Genomic DNA, 14,562 nt, shown 5'->3' on the forward strand with positions numbered 1-14,562 from the left:
ATTCCATCGCAAGAGAGAACGTCATGAACTACAGCGTGCAACAGATCAAGTTCGAATGCTTCAGCTATATCAAGGAGTTCGGCGCGCGCATGGAAGAGTGGGTGATCGGCGTGACGAGCGACCCCGAGCGCGCCCTCTTCAACGCCTGCGCAATCGACCGGCGCGACGACATCTGGATGTGGAAGCCCGCTCAGTCCGCCGCCGCCGCCGCAACCGTGGTCGATTTCATGACGTCGCGCTATCGCCTCACGCGCGCGCCCTTGCCTGCGGGCGACGGGCCGGCGCGCTTCGTGATCCTCTATCGCACGCGCGCTAGCTCGTGAAGGCAAGCACGCGGCGCAGTGCGTCGGCCGCGCCGTCTTCGCCGCCGACCACGGCGGCGCGCGTGCGGCCGAACATCTCCGCCGCCACGCCAGTCGACGCCGGATCGAGCGACAGGCACACACAATCGATGCGCTGCGCCGCGAGTTCACGCAACGCGCAACGCATGTCTTCGCGCAAATAGCGAGGATCGAAGCTGTCGACGTCGAACGGCTCGCCGTCCGACACGACGATGACGCTGGCGCGCATGTCGTCGTGCATTTCGGGCGTGAGTTGCGTCGCGAGATGGCGTAGCGCGGCGCCGAAACGCGTCGACAAGCCCGGTTGCGCGGCGCGCAGCGCGGCTTCGGTCGATTCGCTCCAGGGTTCGTCGAAGGGCTTGAAGACGTGAAAGCGCACGCGCTGCCGGCCATCGGAGTGAAAACCGTACATGGCGAAAGGCCAGGCGTCGGCACCCAGTGCGCGGCCGAGCACGCGACCCAGGGCGAGTGCGCCATTCATCGTTCCGCTGAACCCTGAGGATGCCGAAAGATCCAGCAGCACCGCAACCGGATGCGGTCGCGCCCGCCAGTTCGCCACGAAAAATGGCTTCAGATCCGGTTGCAAACCGCGCCGCGCTTCGACGCGCGCGGCAATGCACGCGTCGAGGTCAATGGCGTCGCCTTCATGGGCGCGTGTTGTCCCGGCACGCATGCGTCGGCGCGCGGCGCGCAACGATCCCCGCATCCGTTGCTCCTGCAATGCGCTCGCGTGCGACGCGGCGAACGTGGCGTGGGCCGCCGCCGCGCGCAAGGTTTCGACGCGGCACCAGTCGTTGCGGTAGCGGCGTATCAGGTAGTCCCATTCGCGATACCGGGCGACCGAAACCGCTACCGCGCCCGCTTGCGTCGGCTCCGGTTCGTCCTCGCGCATTTCGCCGCCGCCGGACGGAACGGCGTTCGTCGCCACGCTGCGTGCGTCGTTCGCATCGGCAGGCGCAGGCGCGACGGGCTGCGGCTCGGCCACCCACAGGAATACGTTGTCGTCGCGATACGCCGCTTCCTGCACGTAGGTCTTCGCATTGAACTGCACGCGCATCTGCCCGAGGTCGTTGCCAAGCAGATTGCCGATGTGCCGGGAGATCGACGCATCCGCGCCGCTCGTCCTCGCAAACGCCTCCTCGAAAAGGCGTCGCCCTTTGCCGACCCATCCATCACTATCGCTGTACTCAGGGTCGAACAGCGCCCGCGCGAGGCGGGCGATGAGCGCGCTCGCGGTGCGCGCGCTGTCCGGGCCTGTCGTGTGATACGGCCGCCACCAGCGGCGCAAGCCGGGAAAGCGCCGCATCGCGAGACGTTCCACGCGTGCGTCCTCGATCGTGCCAGCCAGCGCGATCTGCAACGGCGTGAGCTTGCCGCGCTCGAACGGCTGCGTGGACCATGTCAGATGCGCGGCCGCGTGCGCCGCGCAGGCAAGATAAAAGCGCGAAGCATCGCCGGACGATTCGACGCGCGCGGCCTCGGGAAGCAGCAGCGCACCTTCCGTCACGGCCGTGCGCGCGTTAGACCACGCATCGTCGTCCGGCACCGCGAGCGGCAACAGCTTCGGGCTCACTTGCCATCCGGCTTCCAGATACAGCGCGAGCGCTCGCGCGGCGGCGTCGAAGGTTCGCGCGGCCGTCATCTCAGGCGAACAGGCTGTCGACCACGGCGCTCAGCGCGGCGCACAGGTCCGCGTCGTCCGAGAGCGGCTGGATCACCGCGACACGGCATGCGGTGCGCGCATCCATGCCGCCCGCGATCAGCGTCGCCGCGTAGATCAGCAGGCGCGTCGATGCGCCCTCCTGCAACGCGGCCGCCGCGCGCGTGCGCGTGCGTGCGCCGAGTTCGACCAGTTGCCGCGCGAGCGCCGCGTCGGCGCCCGATTCGTGCGCGACGATCTGCGCTTCCGCCTGCGCATCGGGCCAGCCCATGTCGAGCGCGACGAAGCGCTGTCGCGTCGAGGTTTTCAGATCCTTCGACCGGTGTTGATAATGCGGATTGAACGACATCACGAGCAGGAAATCCGGGTGCGCGGCAATCACTTCGTTATGCTTGTCAATCGGCAGGAAGCGGCGTGCATCCGTCAACGGATGGATCGCGACGGTCGTATCGTTGCGCGCCTCGACCACTTCGTCGAGGTAACAGATCGCGCCGTGCCGCACCGCCATCGTGAGCGGGCCGTCCTGCCAGTAGGTGCCGTTGCCGTCGAGCAGATAGCGGCCGATCAGGTCGCCCGCCGTCATGTCCTCATGACAGGCGATCGTCACGAGCGGACGCCCGAGCGTCCATGCCATGTGTTCGACGAGGCGCGTCTTGCCGCAGCCCGTCGGCCCCTTCAGCAGGATCGGCAGGCGCGCCGCGCAGGCCGCCGCGAAACAGTCGGCCTCGTCGCCCGACGGGCGGTACCAGGGCGCCTGGGCGAGACGCCAGGCGTCGATCGGCAAAGCGTGGTCGGTGGCGTGTGGCCTCGTCATGCGCGTTCCTTGTCGCGGGCGATGTTGGGAATGGGCGCATTTCCCGCGCCTTGTGTCGACGTTAGCGCTTCCATCATGCGTTCGCGAACAGCCTCCACTGCCTGCTGCATCGCGGCGCGCATCGTCTGGCCATCCACGGCGAGCAAACGCATGAACGCGCCGCAGCCGTTCGGCAATAGACTCGCGCCCGCATAGCACGTGTGACGCGCAAGCGTTTCGAGCGCATGCAACGCGGCTGTGGCTTCGTGCGCGTCGAGCGTGAGCACCATGAGTCCGCCATGCACCGCGAACGGCGCACGCACGCCGCCCAGCGGGCGCAAGACCGCGCCGGAAGGCCGCGAGGCCGACCCGGCAAGCCGAAAGGCGTCGCGCGCGAGCAGCCGCCCCGCTGCGCTGCGCACGTCGATCGACGCTTCGAGCACGCCGAAGGGTTGCGCGCCGCCCGAAGGATCGTGGCTCATGTAGCTGTCCATCAACAGCATGCGCGCGCCCGGATGCAACACGGCGTCGATGTGACTCACGAGGCGGGCACCAGGAAAGAGAATCGAGGGCTGCGGCAGCCATTCGATCTGCGCGCCGGGCATCGCCTCCAGGCGCACGCGCGAGCGCGCCATGCCGTGCGTCATCGAATGCACGATGGTCGCCGCCGCCGTTTCCACGCGCGCCTGCGCGCCCTGCGTCGCGACGACATGCTGCGCCACGTCCTCGCCCTCGAACAGGCCGCCCGAGGTCGATTGCACGATCACGCGTCCGCCCGACGCCGCGTCGAGCATGCGCCCGACGTGAAACGGATAGCCGGCCCGCTGGCGCGACAGATACACCGCGCCGGAGGGCCCGCGCGTGAAGCACAGATCGAGTTGCGGCTCGTTCACGCCGGATTGCGGTGGCTGCGGCATGGCGTCAATGCGCATCGAACAGCACGTCCGCCATGATCGCGTCCACGACGGCATCCACGCCGTCACCCGTCGCGCAGTTCGTCAACGCAACGGCGCGCCCGTTGCGCACCTCATGCGCCTCGCGCACCATCCGGTCCAGATCCACGCCCACATGGGGCGCGAGATCGAACTTGTTGATCACCAGCAGATCGCACGACAGCACGCCGAGCCCGCGCTTGCGCGGGATATCGTCGCCCGCGGCGACGTCGATCACGAAAATCCAGTAATCGACCAGATCGAGCGAAAACGACGACGCGAGATTGTCGCCGCCCGATTCGATCAGCACCAGTTGCAGGCCGTCGATCTGCGCGTCGAGTTCGTCGGCGGCCTGAAGGTTCAACGTCGGGTCTTCGCGGATCGCCGTATGCGGGCAGGCACCCGTTTCGACGGCCAGCACGCGCGCCGGATCGATCAGACCGCTGCGCCGCACGCGTTCGGCGTCCTCGCGCGTCACGAGGTCGTTGGTGATGACGGCGAGCTCGATCCCGCGTGCGGCGAAGCGCGGAATCAACCGTTCGAGCAGGCGCGTCTTGCCCGAGCCGACCGGGCCGCCTATGCCGACGCGCGCGGCGCGAGGCAACGTCGCGAGCGGCGCTGCGGAAAAATCGGGAAACATCGTGAGAGCGTGCATGGCGAATCTCTTCCGTTCAATTCAATGGTTATCGGACGATGGGCGACTCGATCAGCGCATCATGTAGCGCCGCGACAGCGGCACCTCGCGCGCCGGGTCGCAACGCAGCACCTGGCCGTCGATAAAGACTTCGAATGTCTGCGGATTCACGGTGATGTTCGGACACGCGTCGTTGTGCAGCATGTCGCGCTTGCTCAGGTTGCGCGTGCCGCGCGCGCCGACCAGTTGCCGCGCGAGCCCGAGCCGCCGCGCCGCGTCCGCTTCTATCGCAAGCTGGTTCACGAAGTTCACCGAAAGCGCCGCAGGCGCGCGCCCGAAGGCGCCCCATTGCGGACGCATCGCGATCGGCTCGCAGGTCATCAGCGACGCGGCGGAGTCGCCCATCGCGCCCCACGCGATAAACCCGCCCTTGATGACCACTTCCGGCTTGATGCCGAAAAACGCCGGCCGCCACAGCACGATATCGGCGAGCTTGCCGTCTTCGAGCGAGCCGATCGTGTCGGCAATGCCGAACGTGCGCGCCGCGTTGATCGTGTACTTCGCGATGTAGCGCTTGATGCGCTCGTTGTCGCCGAGCGTCGTGCGTTCAGTGTCGAGCCGTCCGCGCTGGTCCTTCATCTTCGAGGCAAGCTGCCACGTTCGGCAGATCACTTCGTTGATGCGCCCCATGCCCTGGCTATCGGAGCCGAGCATCGAGATCGCGCCCAGGTCGTGCAGGATGTCTTCCGCCGAGATGGTCTGCGCACGCACGCGCGACTCCGCGAACGCGACGTCTTCGGGCACGGCGGGATTCAGGTGATGGCACACCATGATCATGTCGAGATGCTCGTCGAACGTATTCACGGTGTACGGATTGGTCGGGTTGGTCGACGAGGGCAGACAGTTCAGCCGCCCCGCGACCGCGATGATGTCGGGTGCGTGGCCGCCGCCCGCGCCTTCCGTGTGATACATGTGGATCGTGCGGTCCTTCATCGCCGCGACGGTGTCTTCGAGAAAGCCCGATTCGTTGAGCGTGTCGGTATGGAGTTGCACCTGGAAGTCGTATTGATCGGCCACGCTCAGGCACGTATCGATCACAGCGGGCATCGCGCCCCAGTCCTCGTGGATCTTCAAGCCGAGACAGCCGCCACGCAACTGGTCGATCAACGAGCCGGGCTTGCTCGAATTGCCGCGGCCGAGAAAGCCGAAGTTCAGCGGCCAGTGTTCCGATGCCTGCATCATGCGGCCCACGTTCCACGAGCCCCCGCAATCGATGCCGACGGTGATCGGCCCGAGCGACCCGCCAATGAGCGTCGTGAGGCCCGAGGCGAGCGCGTGCTCGCATAGCTGCGCCGAATCGAAATGCACATGCACGTCGATCCCGCCCGGCGTCGCGATCAGCCCTTCCGCGTCCCTGACCGTGGTGGAGACGCCGCACACGAGCTTCGGGTGCACGCCGTCCATGACCTGCGGATTGCCCGCCTTGCCGATGGCGACGATGCGCCCGTCCTTGATGCCGATGTCGCCCTTCACGACACCGAGCACGGGGTCGATCACCGTGGCGTTGCACAGCAGCATGTCGGGCGCGCCGTCTGCGCTGTCGTGGCCGGCCTTCAGGCCCATGCCGTCGCGCAACGTCTTGCCGCCGCCGTGCAGGCATTCTTCGCCGGGCACCGCGTAGTCGTGCTCGATCTGCGCGAATAGCGACGTGTCGCCCAGCCGGATCGCGTCGCCCGTGGTCGGGCCGAACATCTCGGCGTAGGCCTTGCGTGTCATCGTGACCATTCAGGCTCCCTGAAAACCGTGTGCGGCGGCGCGGGCGAGCGCGGCTTCGCGCCGTCCCGGCTCGTCGAGCGCGCCGTCCGTCAAACCGTTTAGCCCGTAAATCTCGCGGGTGCCCGCGATCGCCACGAGCGTCACCTCCTTGCTGTCGCCCGGCTCGAACCGCACGGCCGTGCCGGCCGGAATGTCGAGGCGCATGCCCCACGCCGCCGCGCGATCGAAGCGCAGCGCGCGGTTCACTTCGAAGAAGTGAAAATGGCTGCCGATCTGGATCGGCCGGTCGCCCGTGTTCATCGCGCTCAGCACGACCTTCGCGCGGCCCGCGTTCAGTTCGATATCGCCTTGCGCGGCGACCAGTTCGCCGGGCACCACCGCGTCGACGGGACGCGGCGCGACGCCGGGCCGGATCGGCTGATGCACGGTCACGAGCTTGGTGCCGTCGGGGAACGAGCCTTCCACCTGAAGCACCGGCAGCAGTTCGGCCACGCCCGGCAGCACGTCGTCCTCGGTGAGCAGCGTCGAGCCCCACGCGATCAGGTCCGCGACGCTGCGACCTTCGCGCGCGCCTTCGAGAATGTCGTCGGCGATGATCGCGACGGCTTCGGGATGATTCAGTTTGAGCCCCTTGTTGCGGTGACGCCGCGCGAGTTCAGCGGCGGTGTAGAGCGTCAGGCGCTCGTATTCGGTCGGTGTCAGAAGCATTCGCGCATCCGTATGGGTCCGTATGGGTCCGTTGGGGTCAGTTGGCGAAGAGCCGCGCGTCGTGACGTTGCCAGCGCATCGTGGCAATGTCGGCGGCGAAGGTGTTGGACCACAGTGCGTCGAGCGATGGCGCGGGGGCGTCGAGCACGGCGGCCAGTTGCGGGCGCAGGCCGCTCAGCACGCGCTGCGCGTCGAGGTGCCCGACGATGCCAAGCCGCACCGCCGAACTCACCGCGCCCGTGCAGGCCGTGTGCGCCGAGATCGCGCGCGCGTGATCCTCGCCGATGCCAAGCACGCGCCAGATCGCGCCCTGCACGGCGGGCAAATGCCCCGGCGTGCGGCCTTCGCCTATCGCCGCGCGAATCTGCGCGGCGAGCGGCAAGCCGAGCCGCGCATGCACGTCGGCGAGCGTGCGGCCCAGGCGCCGCGCGCCCTCGCGCATCGGCGCGGCGAGCGTCACGGCTTCCGCCGTCGCGTCGACCTCGCACCACGCATCGAACGATTCCGCACGCCACGCCGCGCACACGATGCCCTGATCGAGCGACGCCCAGCGCTCCAGCGCCTGCGCCTCGACGAACACGGCAAGCGAGTCCGCGTCCTTCACGTAGCCGGCATGTTGCAGCGCTTCGAGGCCCCAGGAAAACGCCATCGAACCGCCCGGAAAGAAACTGTCCGCCTGTTGCAGGCCGGCGAGCCATCCCATCGCGTCAGCCATGAACGTGGTCGTGGTCGTGTGCGTGATGGTGGTCGTGAGCGTGAGGGGCAAGAGGCGCGTGATGTCCGTGGTTCGCTTCCGGCGCTTCGACCTCGCGGATACGGCCCGACTCAAGCAACGGGGCGAGCCGCGCGCGATAGTCCTCGACGCGGCCTTTGACGGCGATGGCGAGCACCGCGCCGTCGAAGCGCACGGCCCAATGCATGTTGCCCGCGAAATAGCCGAGTTCGAGCGCCGCCGCCGCATCGCGCGCCGTCATGCACAGCCATGGCGTGCGCGCCGTGCGCACGACCAGTGCCGCGTCGCCGTCGAGGTGCAGCACGGCGCCGTCGAAAAGCTGCGCCTGCCGGTCCAGCGCGATCCCGCACTCAATGCCCGCGTCGCTGCTCGCGCGCAGCCGGCGGCGGCGGATGTCGTCGCCGCTCAGCGTGAGCGTGTCGACCTTGCCGCGATGTTCGAGCGCATGCAGCCGCTCGGCGATGCGCGGCTCCGATGCGCTACCGATGATCGACGTGTAAGTGATCATCGGCGCTCACCGGTGGGCGAGATCGGCGGGATTCGGAATGCCGGGAATCGGGCATTCCTCCGTGCCGGGCGTGCTTCGCGTGAGCGCCTCGACCATCTTGCGCGTGCCTTCGGGGTCCGTGACCCACTTCGAGTAGAACTCGAACGGACATTCGGCAACGCCGTTCGCGTCTTCGCGCGAGTTGATCTTGCCCGTGTAGCCGCGATGCAGCAGCTTGTACAGATGGTTTTCCGACTGCATGTTCTTGCGCGCGTCGCGAATCAGGCTCTTGGAGAGCGCCGCATACTGGATGCCCATTTCCTCGGTGCCGCATTCGCCGAGCGTGCGGCCGTCGAAGCCGACCAGCGCCGAGTGGCCGAAATACGAGTAGACGCCGTCGAAACCCGCGGCGTTCGCGACCGCGACATAGACGTTGTTGACCCACGCCATCGACTTGGCCATGGTGATCTGCTGCTCTTTCGCGGGGTACATGTAGCCCTGGCAGCGCACGATCAGCTCCGCGCCCTTCATCGCACAATCGCGCCAGATTTCCGGGTAGTTGCCGTCGTCGCAGATGATGAGGCTCACCTTCAACCCCTTCGGCCCTTCCGAGACATACGTGCAGTTGCCCGGATACCAGCCTTCGATCGGTACCCACGGCATGATCTTGCGGTACTTCTGCACGATCTCGCCCTTGTCGTTCATCAGGATCAGCGTGTTGTACGGCGCCTTCTGCGGATGCTCCTCGTGCCGCTCGCCCGTGAGCGAAAACACGCCCCAGACTTTCGCGCTGCGGCAAGCCTCGGCGAAAATTTCGGTTTCCTCACCAGGGATCGCGCTGGCCGTGTCGTACATCTCCTGCTGGTCGTACATGATGCCGTGCGTGCTGTACTCCGGAAACACGACGAGATCGAGACCCGGCAAGCCCGTTTTCATGCCCTTGACCATCTCGCCGATGTTGCGCGCGTTCGCGAGCACTTCGGCGCGCGTATGCAAACGCGGCATCTTGTAGTTCACGACGGCAACGCCGACCGTGTCGAGACTGCTCGAAATGTCACCATGCTGCATGCTTGACTCCTGGATGGACTGGAGGACTTGTTGCCCTGTGCGCCGGCGGCGCTGCAACCGCTTCAAACGGCTTCAGATTGTCAGGTAACGGGTAATGCGGTCCGCGTCGACGTTCGCGCGCGTGTCGCTATGCACGAAGCGGCCTTTTTCGATGATGAGAAAACGGTCGGCGATGTCGAGCGTGAACGAGAGCACCTGCTCGGACACGATCAGCGCGAAATCCCGCTCTTTCTTCAGGCGATTGAGCGCGCGTGCGATGTCCTTGATGATCGACGGCTGGATGCCTTCCGTCGGTTCGTCGAGAATCAGCACCTTCGGCTCCGACACGAGCGCACGCGCGATAGCCAGTTGCTGCTGCTGCCCGCCCGAGAGGTTGCCGCCGCGCCGCGCGCGCATGTCGTAAAGCACGGGAAAGGCGTCGTAGATGTACTCGGGAATCTCCGCGCGCTTGAACCGGTCCATGCCCGAGAGAATGTTTTCCTCGACGCTCAGGTACGGAAAAATCATGCGCCCTTGCGGCACGAAGCCGAAGCCCGCGGCCACGCGCTCGTAGCTCTTCGCCTTCGCGAGTTCGCGCCCGTTGAGCTCGATCTTGCCGCTGCGGGTAGCGATCATGCCGATCAGCGACTTGAGCAGCGTGGTCTTGCCCATGCCGTTGCGGCCCATCACCGCGACCGTTTCGCCGGGCGACAGGTCGAAGCTCAGATCGTGCAGCACATGGCTTTCGCCGTAAAAGACATTCAGGTTGTCGATCTTCAGCATCGTCAATGTCCCAGGTACACTTCGATCACGCGCGGGTCGTTCTGGACCACGTCCATTTTTCCTTCGGCCAGCGTCTTGCCCTGATGCAGCACCGTCACCTTGTGCGCAACGGACTTCACGAACTCCATGTCGTGCTCGATCACGACGACCGAGCGCCCTTGCGCGATCGTCTTCAACAATTCGCCCGTCAGTTCGCGCTCGCGTGCGCTCATACCCGCCACCGGCTCGTCGAGCAACAGCAGTTCAGGGTCTTGCATGAGCAGCATGCCGATTTCGAGCCATTGCTTCTGGCCGTGCGAGAGCAACGCGGCCTTGCGATCGAGCTGGTCGCTCAGGAAAATCATCTGCGCGACGCGGTCGATTTCGTCGATCACCGCCTGACTGCGGTGGAAGAACAGGCTGCCGATCACGTCGCGCTTGCGCGGATAGGAAATTTCCAGATTCTCCGAAACCGTAAGATCTTCGTACACCATAGGATTCTGGAATTTGCGTCCCACGCCCGCCCGCGTGATTTGATATTCGAGCATCTTCTCCAGGTACATGCCCTTGAATTCGATGGTGCCCGAGGTCGGCTTGGTCTTGCCGCAAATCATGTCGAGCAGCGTCGTCTTGCCCGCTCCGTTGGGGCCGATCACGACGTGCAACTGGTTTTCCTCGACATAGAAGTTGAGGTCGTCCACGGCCTTGAAGCCGTCGAACGATACGGTGAGGCCCTCGACGGCCAGGATCATCGACGTCATTGCGTGGCCTCCTGCGCGCCGGGCGCACCGTTGCGACGCGCGGGCCGCTGCTCGCGCAGCCAGTCGACCACCCCGGCAAGCCCCTTGGGCAGCAGCATGGGCACGAAGATAAAGAGCGCGCCGATGAAATACACCCAGAAACCGACGAAGTTCTCGGACAGATAGCTCTTCGCCGCGCCGATGATGACCGTGCCGTACACCGCGCCGACCAGCGAAAGACGCCCGCCCACCGCGGCATAGATCACCATTTCGATCGAGGGCACGATGCCGCACACCGAAGGCGATGCGAAACCCACTTGCAGCGTGAACATCGCGCCGCCGATCGCCGAATACATGGCGGCCACCGCGAAGATGAAGCCCTTGAACAGCGCCGGGTCGTAGCCCGAGAAGCGGATGCGGTCTTCGCGGTCGCGAATCGCGATCAGCACCTTGCCGAGACGGCTTTTCAGAATGAAGCGGCCGGCCAGCACCGCGCACAGCAGGAGCACAACCGTCACGTAGTACATCACGAGTGTCGCCGTGTTGCTCTGCACGCTGTAGCCCATGAACGTCGGCAGATTGGTGATGCCGTTCACGCCGCCCGTATAGCCTTGCTGGCCGATGATCACGATGGACATGATCGAGGCGAGCGCCAGCGTCACGATCGAGAAATACACGCCGCCCACGCGCTTGCGAAAGTTCGCGTAGCCCAGCACGAAGGCGACCAGGGCGGGCAACACGATGATCATCGGCAGCGTGAACCAGGCGTGTTCGAACGGCACCCACCACCACGGCAGCTTGTCGATGCTGTTCCACGTCATGAAGTCCGGCACCGTGGCGCCCCCGCCGAATACGGCCGCCGCGGGGTCGTTCGCGCTTGCCTCCAGCTTCATGTACATCGCCATCATGTAGCTGCCGAGGCCGAAGAAAATGCCTTGTCCGAGGCTCAAAATACCGCCGTAGCCCCATGTCAGCACGAGACCGACCGCGCAGAACGCGAAGCTCAGATACTTCGCGAACAGGCCGAGCCGGAAAGCGCCCGTCAAGGCGGGCACGGCGATCAGCAGCAGCAGCGCGAGAATCAAGACCGAATGACGCTCGACCAGCAAGCCAATACGGGCGCCCGGCGCGGTCGGAACCGGCGCATTGCCGGCCTCACCGGACGCGGAAGAAAGAGGAAGGTTTTTCATGTCGCCGCGATGCCTCGTTGCAAAGAGTCCATATCGATTCCTTCGGATCAGATGAATCAACGTCGTGCGACGCCCGTGCCCCGCATGTCTGTGGGTGCCTGCCTGAGCGCGGGCGAAAAAAAAGCCCGAAGCCAGAGCGAGTCTGGCTGTCGGGCTTGTGTGGCCTGTGTCGCCCACGACGCCTTTGTCGTGTACGACGGAATGCAACTGCAAGTGCGAGGCTGCGTAGCCTCACATCTCACATGAGTAACGGGTTAGACGCAAAAGCTGTGCCAATTGGCTGAACGCCATACCGCATGGGTTTGCGTGGTCAATCACGCCGTCAATCAAATCCCGCGCTCCCCATCATGGCGATACGAAGCACACTTATCGTGCACGGTGCATCCTTTGCGAACAGCACGGGCCACCGCTTCCCATCAGAAGTTCAACGCTTCGTGCGCCTTGATGATCGTGTCCGATACGGCTTCGAGCGATTGCCGCTGACCCATCGCGCGCGTGCGCAACAGATCGTGCGCTTCGGGCTCGGTCAGATTGCGCGTTTCCATCAATATCGATTTCGCGCGCTGAATTTTGCGCTGATCCGCGAACTTCTCGGTCACGCGTTGCGCGTAGCGCTCCAGCGCGACGCGGCTCTTGTGCTGATGCAGCGATACCGCAATCGCCGTCAACACGCCCGACGACCGAACCGGCGACGGCACGGCACAGTACGCATTCAGCTTGATCACGATCTCGATGAAGATCGGGTTCTCGTAACTGACGACGGGTATCACGGGATGCGCGGCTGGCCCTTCGAGCCAGGGCAACGCTTTCGAAATCGTTTCGGGCCGGATTGCCATGAAGACGATGTCGGTGCCTTCGGGCAACGCATCGGGCGCGGGCCAGAAGCGGCATACGCGGCTGCCGATGCGCCGAAGCTGCGCCATCAACTCCTCGCCGTCCTGATCCAGCGGATGCACCACGACCGCTTTCAGCGAGCGTATATCACGGAGACCTTGAGACGTGTTTGGCGAAGGATGGCGCTTCATCGGTGCACCTCAGGACGAACTGCAAGTGGCGCAAAGCGCCGACAACCGGCCGCGGTTCGTTCGATGTGGCCTCGGCGGCATGCTTCAAACATGCTGCGAGGCTGCGCGACGCTTTCCGCTTCCGATTCGATGGCAGTACAAAACCGCGGAATTGCGCGAGATCGTTGTGAAATCGACCTCTCGGGCGCGGGCGAAGCGCCCCGTTCGATCAGCGCGTAGTATGCACAGGACGTAAATCGGACGCAACACTAATTCGGGGTATGGCGACGACTTGCGAAAGGCCCCGCGAACCGCTGTTTACGCTAATGATCTAGCATAAGCAATGTGATGATCGGTTCGTATGCCAACGCGAAGCGGCACGCAACGGCTAGCGCTTCGCGCGATCGATCCGCAACTGATACTGGAACGCATCGCCGCGATAGCTCAGCGCCTCGAAAAGCACCGGCGCACCGTCACGGTCGTACACGAGTCGCTCGATTCCGAGCAATGCACTGCCGGGTTCCACGCCTAACGCCGCTGCAACCGCTTCGCTGGCAGGCATCGAACGAATCGACAGATCGGCGTGACCGATTCGCACACCGCTGTCCTCGATCACATGAAAGATGTCGCGAGCGTCGAGATCCGCGGCGATCAACGTCTCGCCCACTTCGCGCGCGGCGTACGTCACTTCGAACGACACCGCTGCCCCGTCTAGCATGCGTACACGCTGGATTTCCGCCACCTGGGTTGCCTGGCCCAATTGAAGACGGCGCGTCAACTCGCTGTTGACGCACACGAACCGCGCGCTCTCGACCCGGTTCGACACGCGGTGTCCGAGCGGCGTCATGGCTTCCGAGAAGCTTTGCAGCGCACCGATATTCTGCGCCGCGCGCGACCTGCGCACGAAGGTGCCCTGCCCGTGGACCTTCTCGACCAGTCCTTCCTGGCGCAGTCGCTCCAACGCCTGGCGCACCGTGATGCGGCTGACGCCATACGCCTCGCACAGCGCATGCTCGGTTGGCAAACGCGCGCCGGGTGCATAGGTGCCGTCGAGAATCCGCGCATGCAAGGTCTCGCTAACGTGCTCATAAAGCGGGCCGGTCGATTTTCGGGTTCGTGTCATCAATAGGTAAGCAGGTGAAAGGGGCAATACAGGAATGCGTGTTCCATTGTGCCAAACATCCAAACCCGATGGCCAGATAAGCATGTCAGAAGTGATCGCTTGGGGGCCAAAAGAGGCAAATCTATACTCGCCTCATCGTCGCGTTGTTATAACAACGACGTCACCGTAACGCCGCATTCAAGCCGCTCGGGGAGCCGGAAAGTCATGTCTGCCATCGTGTTTCATCAGTCGCCCGCCGCCGCCCCGCCGCCGCCGTCCGCGCGCTATAGCCATGCGGTGGAAGCCAACGGATGGCTTTATGTGACCGGCCAGCTTCCCGTCGATCCCGACACGCCGGAAAAGCCCTTGCCAGAAAGCATCGAGGCCCAGGCGCAACTGTGCTTTCGCAACATCGTGCAGATCGTCGGGCACGCGGGTTTTACGCTGGCCGATACGGTCTTCGTGCGCATCTACCTGCGCGATTTCAACGGCGACTACACCGGGTTCAACCGCGTTTATGACGCCCACTTCGGCGACGCGGCGCGGCTGCCCGCGCGCACCACGATCGGCGTTGCACAACTGGGCCGCGACGCGCGTGTCGAGATCGATGTCGTGTTGTACTCCGCGCGCTGAGGGCTGCCCCGCGCTCAAAC

16 protein-coding genes are annotated in these 14,562 nt (G+C 65.0%); 2 read left to right on the forward strand and 14 right to left on the reverse strand.

Annotated features, from left to right (window positions below):
• The first annotated feature begins 23 nt into the window (after nt 1-23).
• Nucleotides 24-323 carry a hypothetical protein gene (locus tag C7402_RS21555; protein WP_112171705.1) on the forward strand — a complete coding sequence of 100 codons (300 nt, stop codon included), beginning with the start codon at nt 24-26 and terminating at the stop codon, nt 321-323.
• Here the strand turns inward: C7402_RS21555 and C7402_RS21560 are convergent.
• The 14 genes from C7402_RS21560 to C7402_RS21625 all read right to left on the reverse strand — a co-directional run bounded on the left by C7402_RS21560 (nt 313) and on the right by C7402_RS21625 (nt 14,014).
• Complete coding sequence (locus tag C7402_RS21560) at nt 313-1,983, reverse strand: nitric oxide reductase activation protein NorD (protein WP_116612024.1); 1,671 nt, start codon at nt 1,981-1,983, stop codon at nt 313-315. The genes C7402_RS21555 and C7402_RS21560 overlap by 11 nt on opposite strands.
• Nucleotide 1,984: 1 nt before the next feature.
• Entirely contained in the window at nt 1,985-2,815 is an 831-nt protein-coding gene (locus C7402_RS21565; RefSeq protein WP_116612025.1) for a CbbQ/NirQ/NorQ/GpvN family protein, read from the reverse strand.
• Nucleotides 2,812-3,726 (reverse strand): urease accessory protein UreD, encoded by a 915-nt coding sequence (locus C7402_RS21570; protein WP_165841945.1) that lies wholly within the window; start codon nt 3,724-3,726, stop codon nt 2,812-2,814. The genes C7402_RS21565 and C7402_RS21570 overlap by 4 nt, the downstream gene beginning before the upstream one ends.
• On the reverse strand, nt 3,716-4,381 hold the full coding sequence (gene ureG / locus C7402_RS21575) for an urease accessory protein UreG (RefSeq protein WP_341869254.1): 666 nt from the start codon (nt 4,379-4,381) through the stop codon (nt 3,716-3,718). The genes C7402_RS21570 and ureG overlap by 11 nt, the downstream gene beginning before the upstream one ends.
• Nucleotides 4,382-4,432: 51 nt before the next feature.
• On the reverse strand, nt 4,433-6,136 hold the full coding sequence (ureC, locus tag C7402_RS21580; RefSeq protein WP_279635568.1) for an urease subunit alpha: 1,704 nt from the start codon (nt 6,134-6,136) through the stop codon (nt 4,433-4,435).
• A gap of 9 nt (nt 6,137-6,145) precedes the next feature.
• Entirely contained in the window at nt 6,146-6,844 is a 699-nt protein-coding gene (locus tag C7402_RS21585; RefSeq protein WP_116612028.1) for an urease subunit beta, read from the reverse strand.
• Nucleotides 6,845-6,881: 37 nt separating this feature from the next.
• Nucleotides 6,882-7,610: an urease accessory protein UreF gene (locus C7402_RS21590; protein ID WP_165841946.1), complete on the reverse strand. Its 729-nt coding sequence runs from the start codon at nt 7,608-7,610 to the stop codon at nt 6,882-6,884.
• Complete coding sequence (ureE, locus tag C7402_RS21595; protein WP_116612030.1) at nt 7,552-8,085, reverse strand: urease accessory protein UreE; 534 nt, start codon at nt 8,083-8,085, stop codon at nt 7,552-7,554. The genes C7402_RS21590 and ureE overlap by 59 nt, the downstream gene beginning before the upstream one ends.
• A gap of 6 nt (nt 8,086-8,091) precedes the next feature.
• A complete protein-coding gene (locus tag C7402_RS21600; protein ID WP_112171696.1) occupies nt 8,092-9,132 on the reverse strand; it encodes an aliphatic amidase in 1,041 nt (346 codons plus the stop codon).
• A gap of 72 nt (nt 9,133-9,204) precedes the next feature.
• Nucleotides 9,205-9,894 carry an urea ABC transporter ATP-binding subunit UrtE gene (gene urtE / locus C7402_RS21605; RefSeq protein WP_112171695.1) on the reverse strand — a complete coding sequence of 230 codons (690 nt, stop codon included), beginning with the start codon at nt 9,892-9,894 and terminating at the stop codon, nt 9,205-9,207.
• A gap of 2 nt (nt 9,895-9,896) precedes the next feature.
• The gene (gene urtD / locus C7402_RS21610) at nt 9,897-10,634 is read right to left on the reverse strand and encodes an urea ABC transporter ATP-binding protein UrtD (protein ID WP_116612031.1); all 738 of its coding nucleotides are present in this window, start codon (nt 10,632-10,634) and stop codon (nt 9,897-9,899) included.
• On the reverse strand, nt 10,631-11,803 hold the full coding sequence (urtC, locus tag C7402_RS21615) for an urea ABC transporter permease subunit UrtC (protein ID WP_112171693.1): 1,173 nt from the start codon (nt 11,801-11,803) through the stop codon (nt 10,631-10,633). Before urtC ends, urtD begins: the two co-directional genes overlap by 4 nt.
• A 416-nt stretch (nt 11,804-12,219) precedes the next feature.
• Nucleotides 12,220-12,762, reverse strand: a complete 543-nt coding sequence (locus C7402_RS21620; RefSeq protein WP_224043116.1) for an ANTAR domain-containing response regulator — start codon at nt 12,760-12,762, stop codon at nt 12,220-12,222.
• Between the two features lie 433 nt (nt 12,763-13,195).
• Nucleotides 13,196-14,014: a GntR family transcriptional regulator gene (locus C7402_RS21625; RefSeq protein WP_116612033.1), complete on the reverse strand. Its 819-nt coding sequence runs from the start codon at nt 14,012-14,014 to the stop codon at nt 13,196-13,198.
• Between the two features lie 120 nt (nt 14,015-14,134).
• On the opposite strand from C7402_RS21625, the gene C7402_RS21630 reads away from it, so the two are divergent.
• Nucleotides 14,135-14,542, forward strand: coding sequence for a RidA family protein (locus tag C7402_RS21630; protein WP_116612034.1), 408 nt, complete (start codon nt 14,135-14,137; stop codon nt 14,540-14,542).
• Nucleotides 14,543-14,562: the final 20 nt, after the last annotated feature.

The sequence above is a fragment of the Paraburkholderia unamae genome, assembly GCF_003096875.1.
In the GTDB taxonomy this organism is placed as follows: Bacteria; Pseudomonadota; Gammaproteobacteria; order Burkholderiales; family Burkholderiaceae; genus Paraburkholderia; species Paraburkholderia unamae.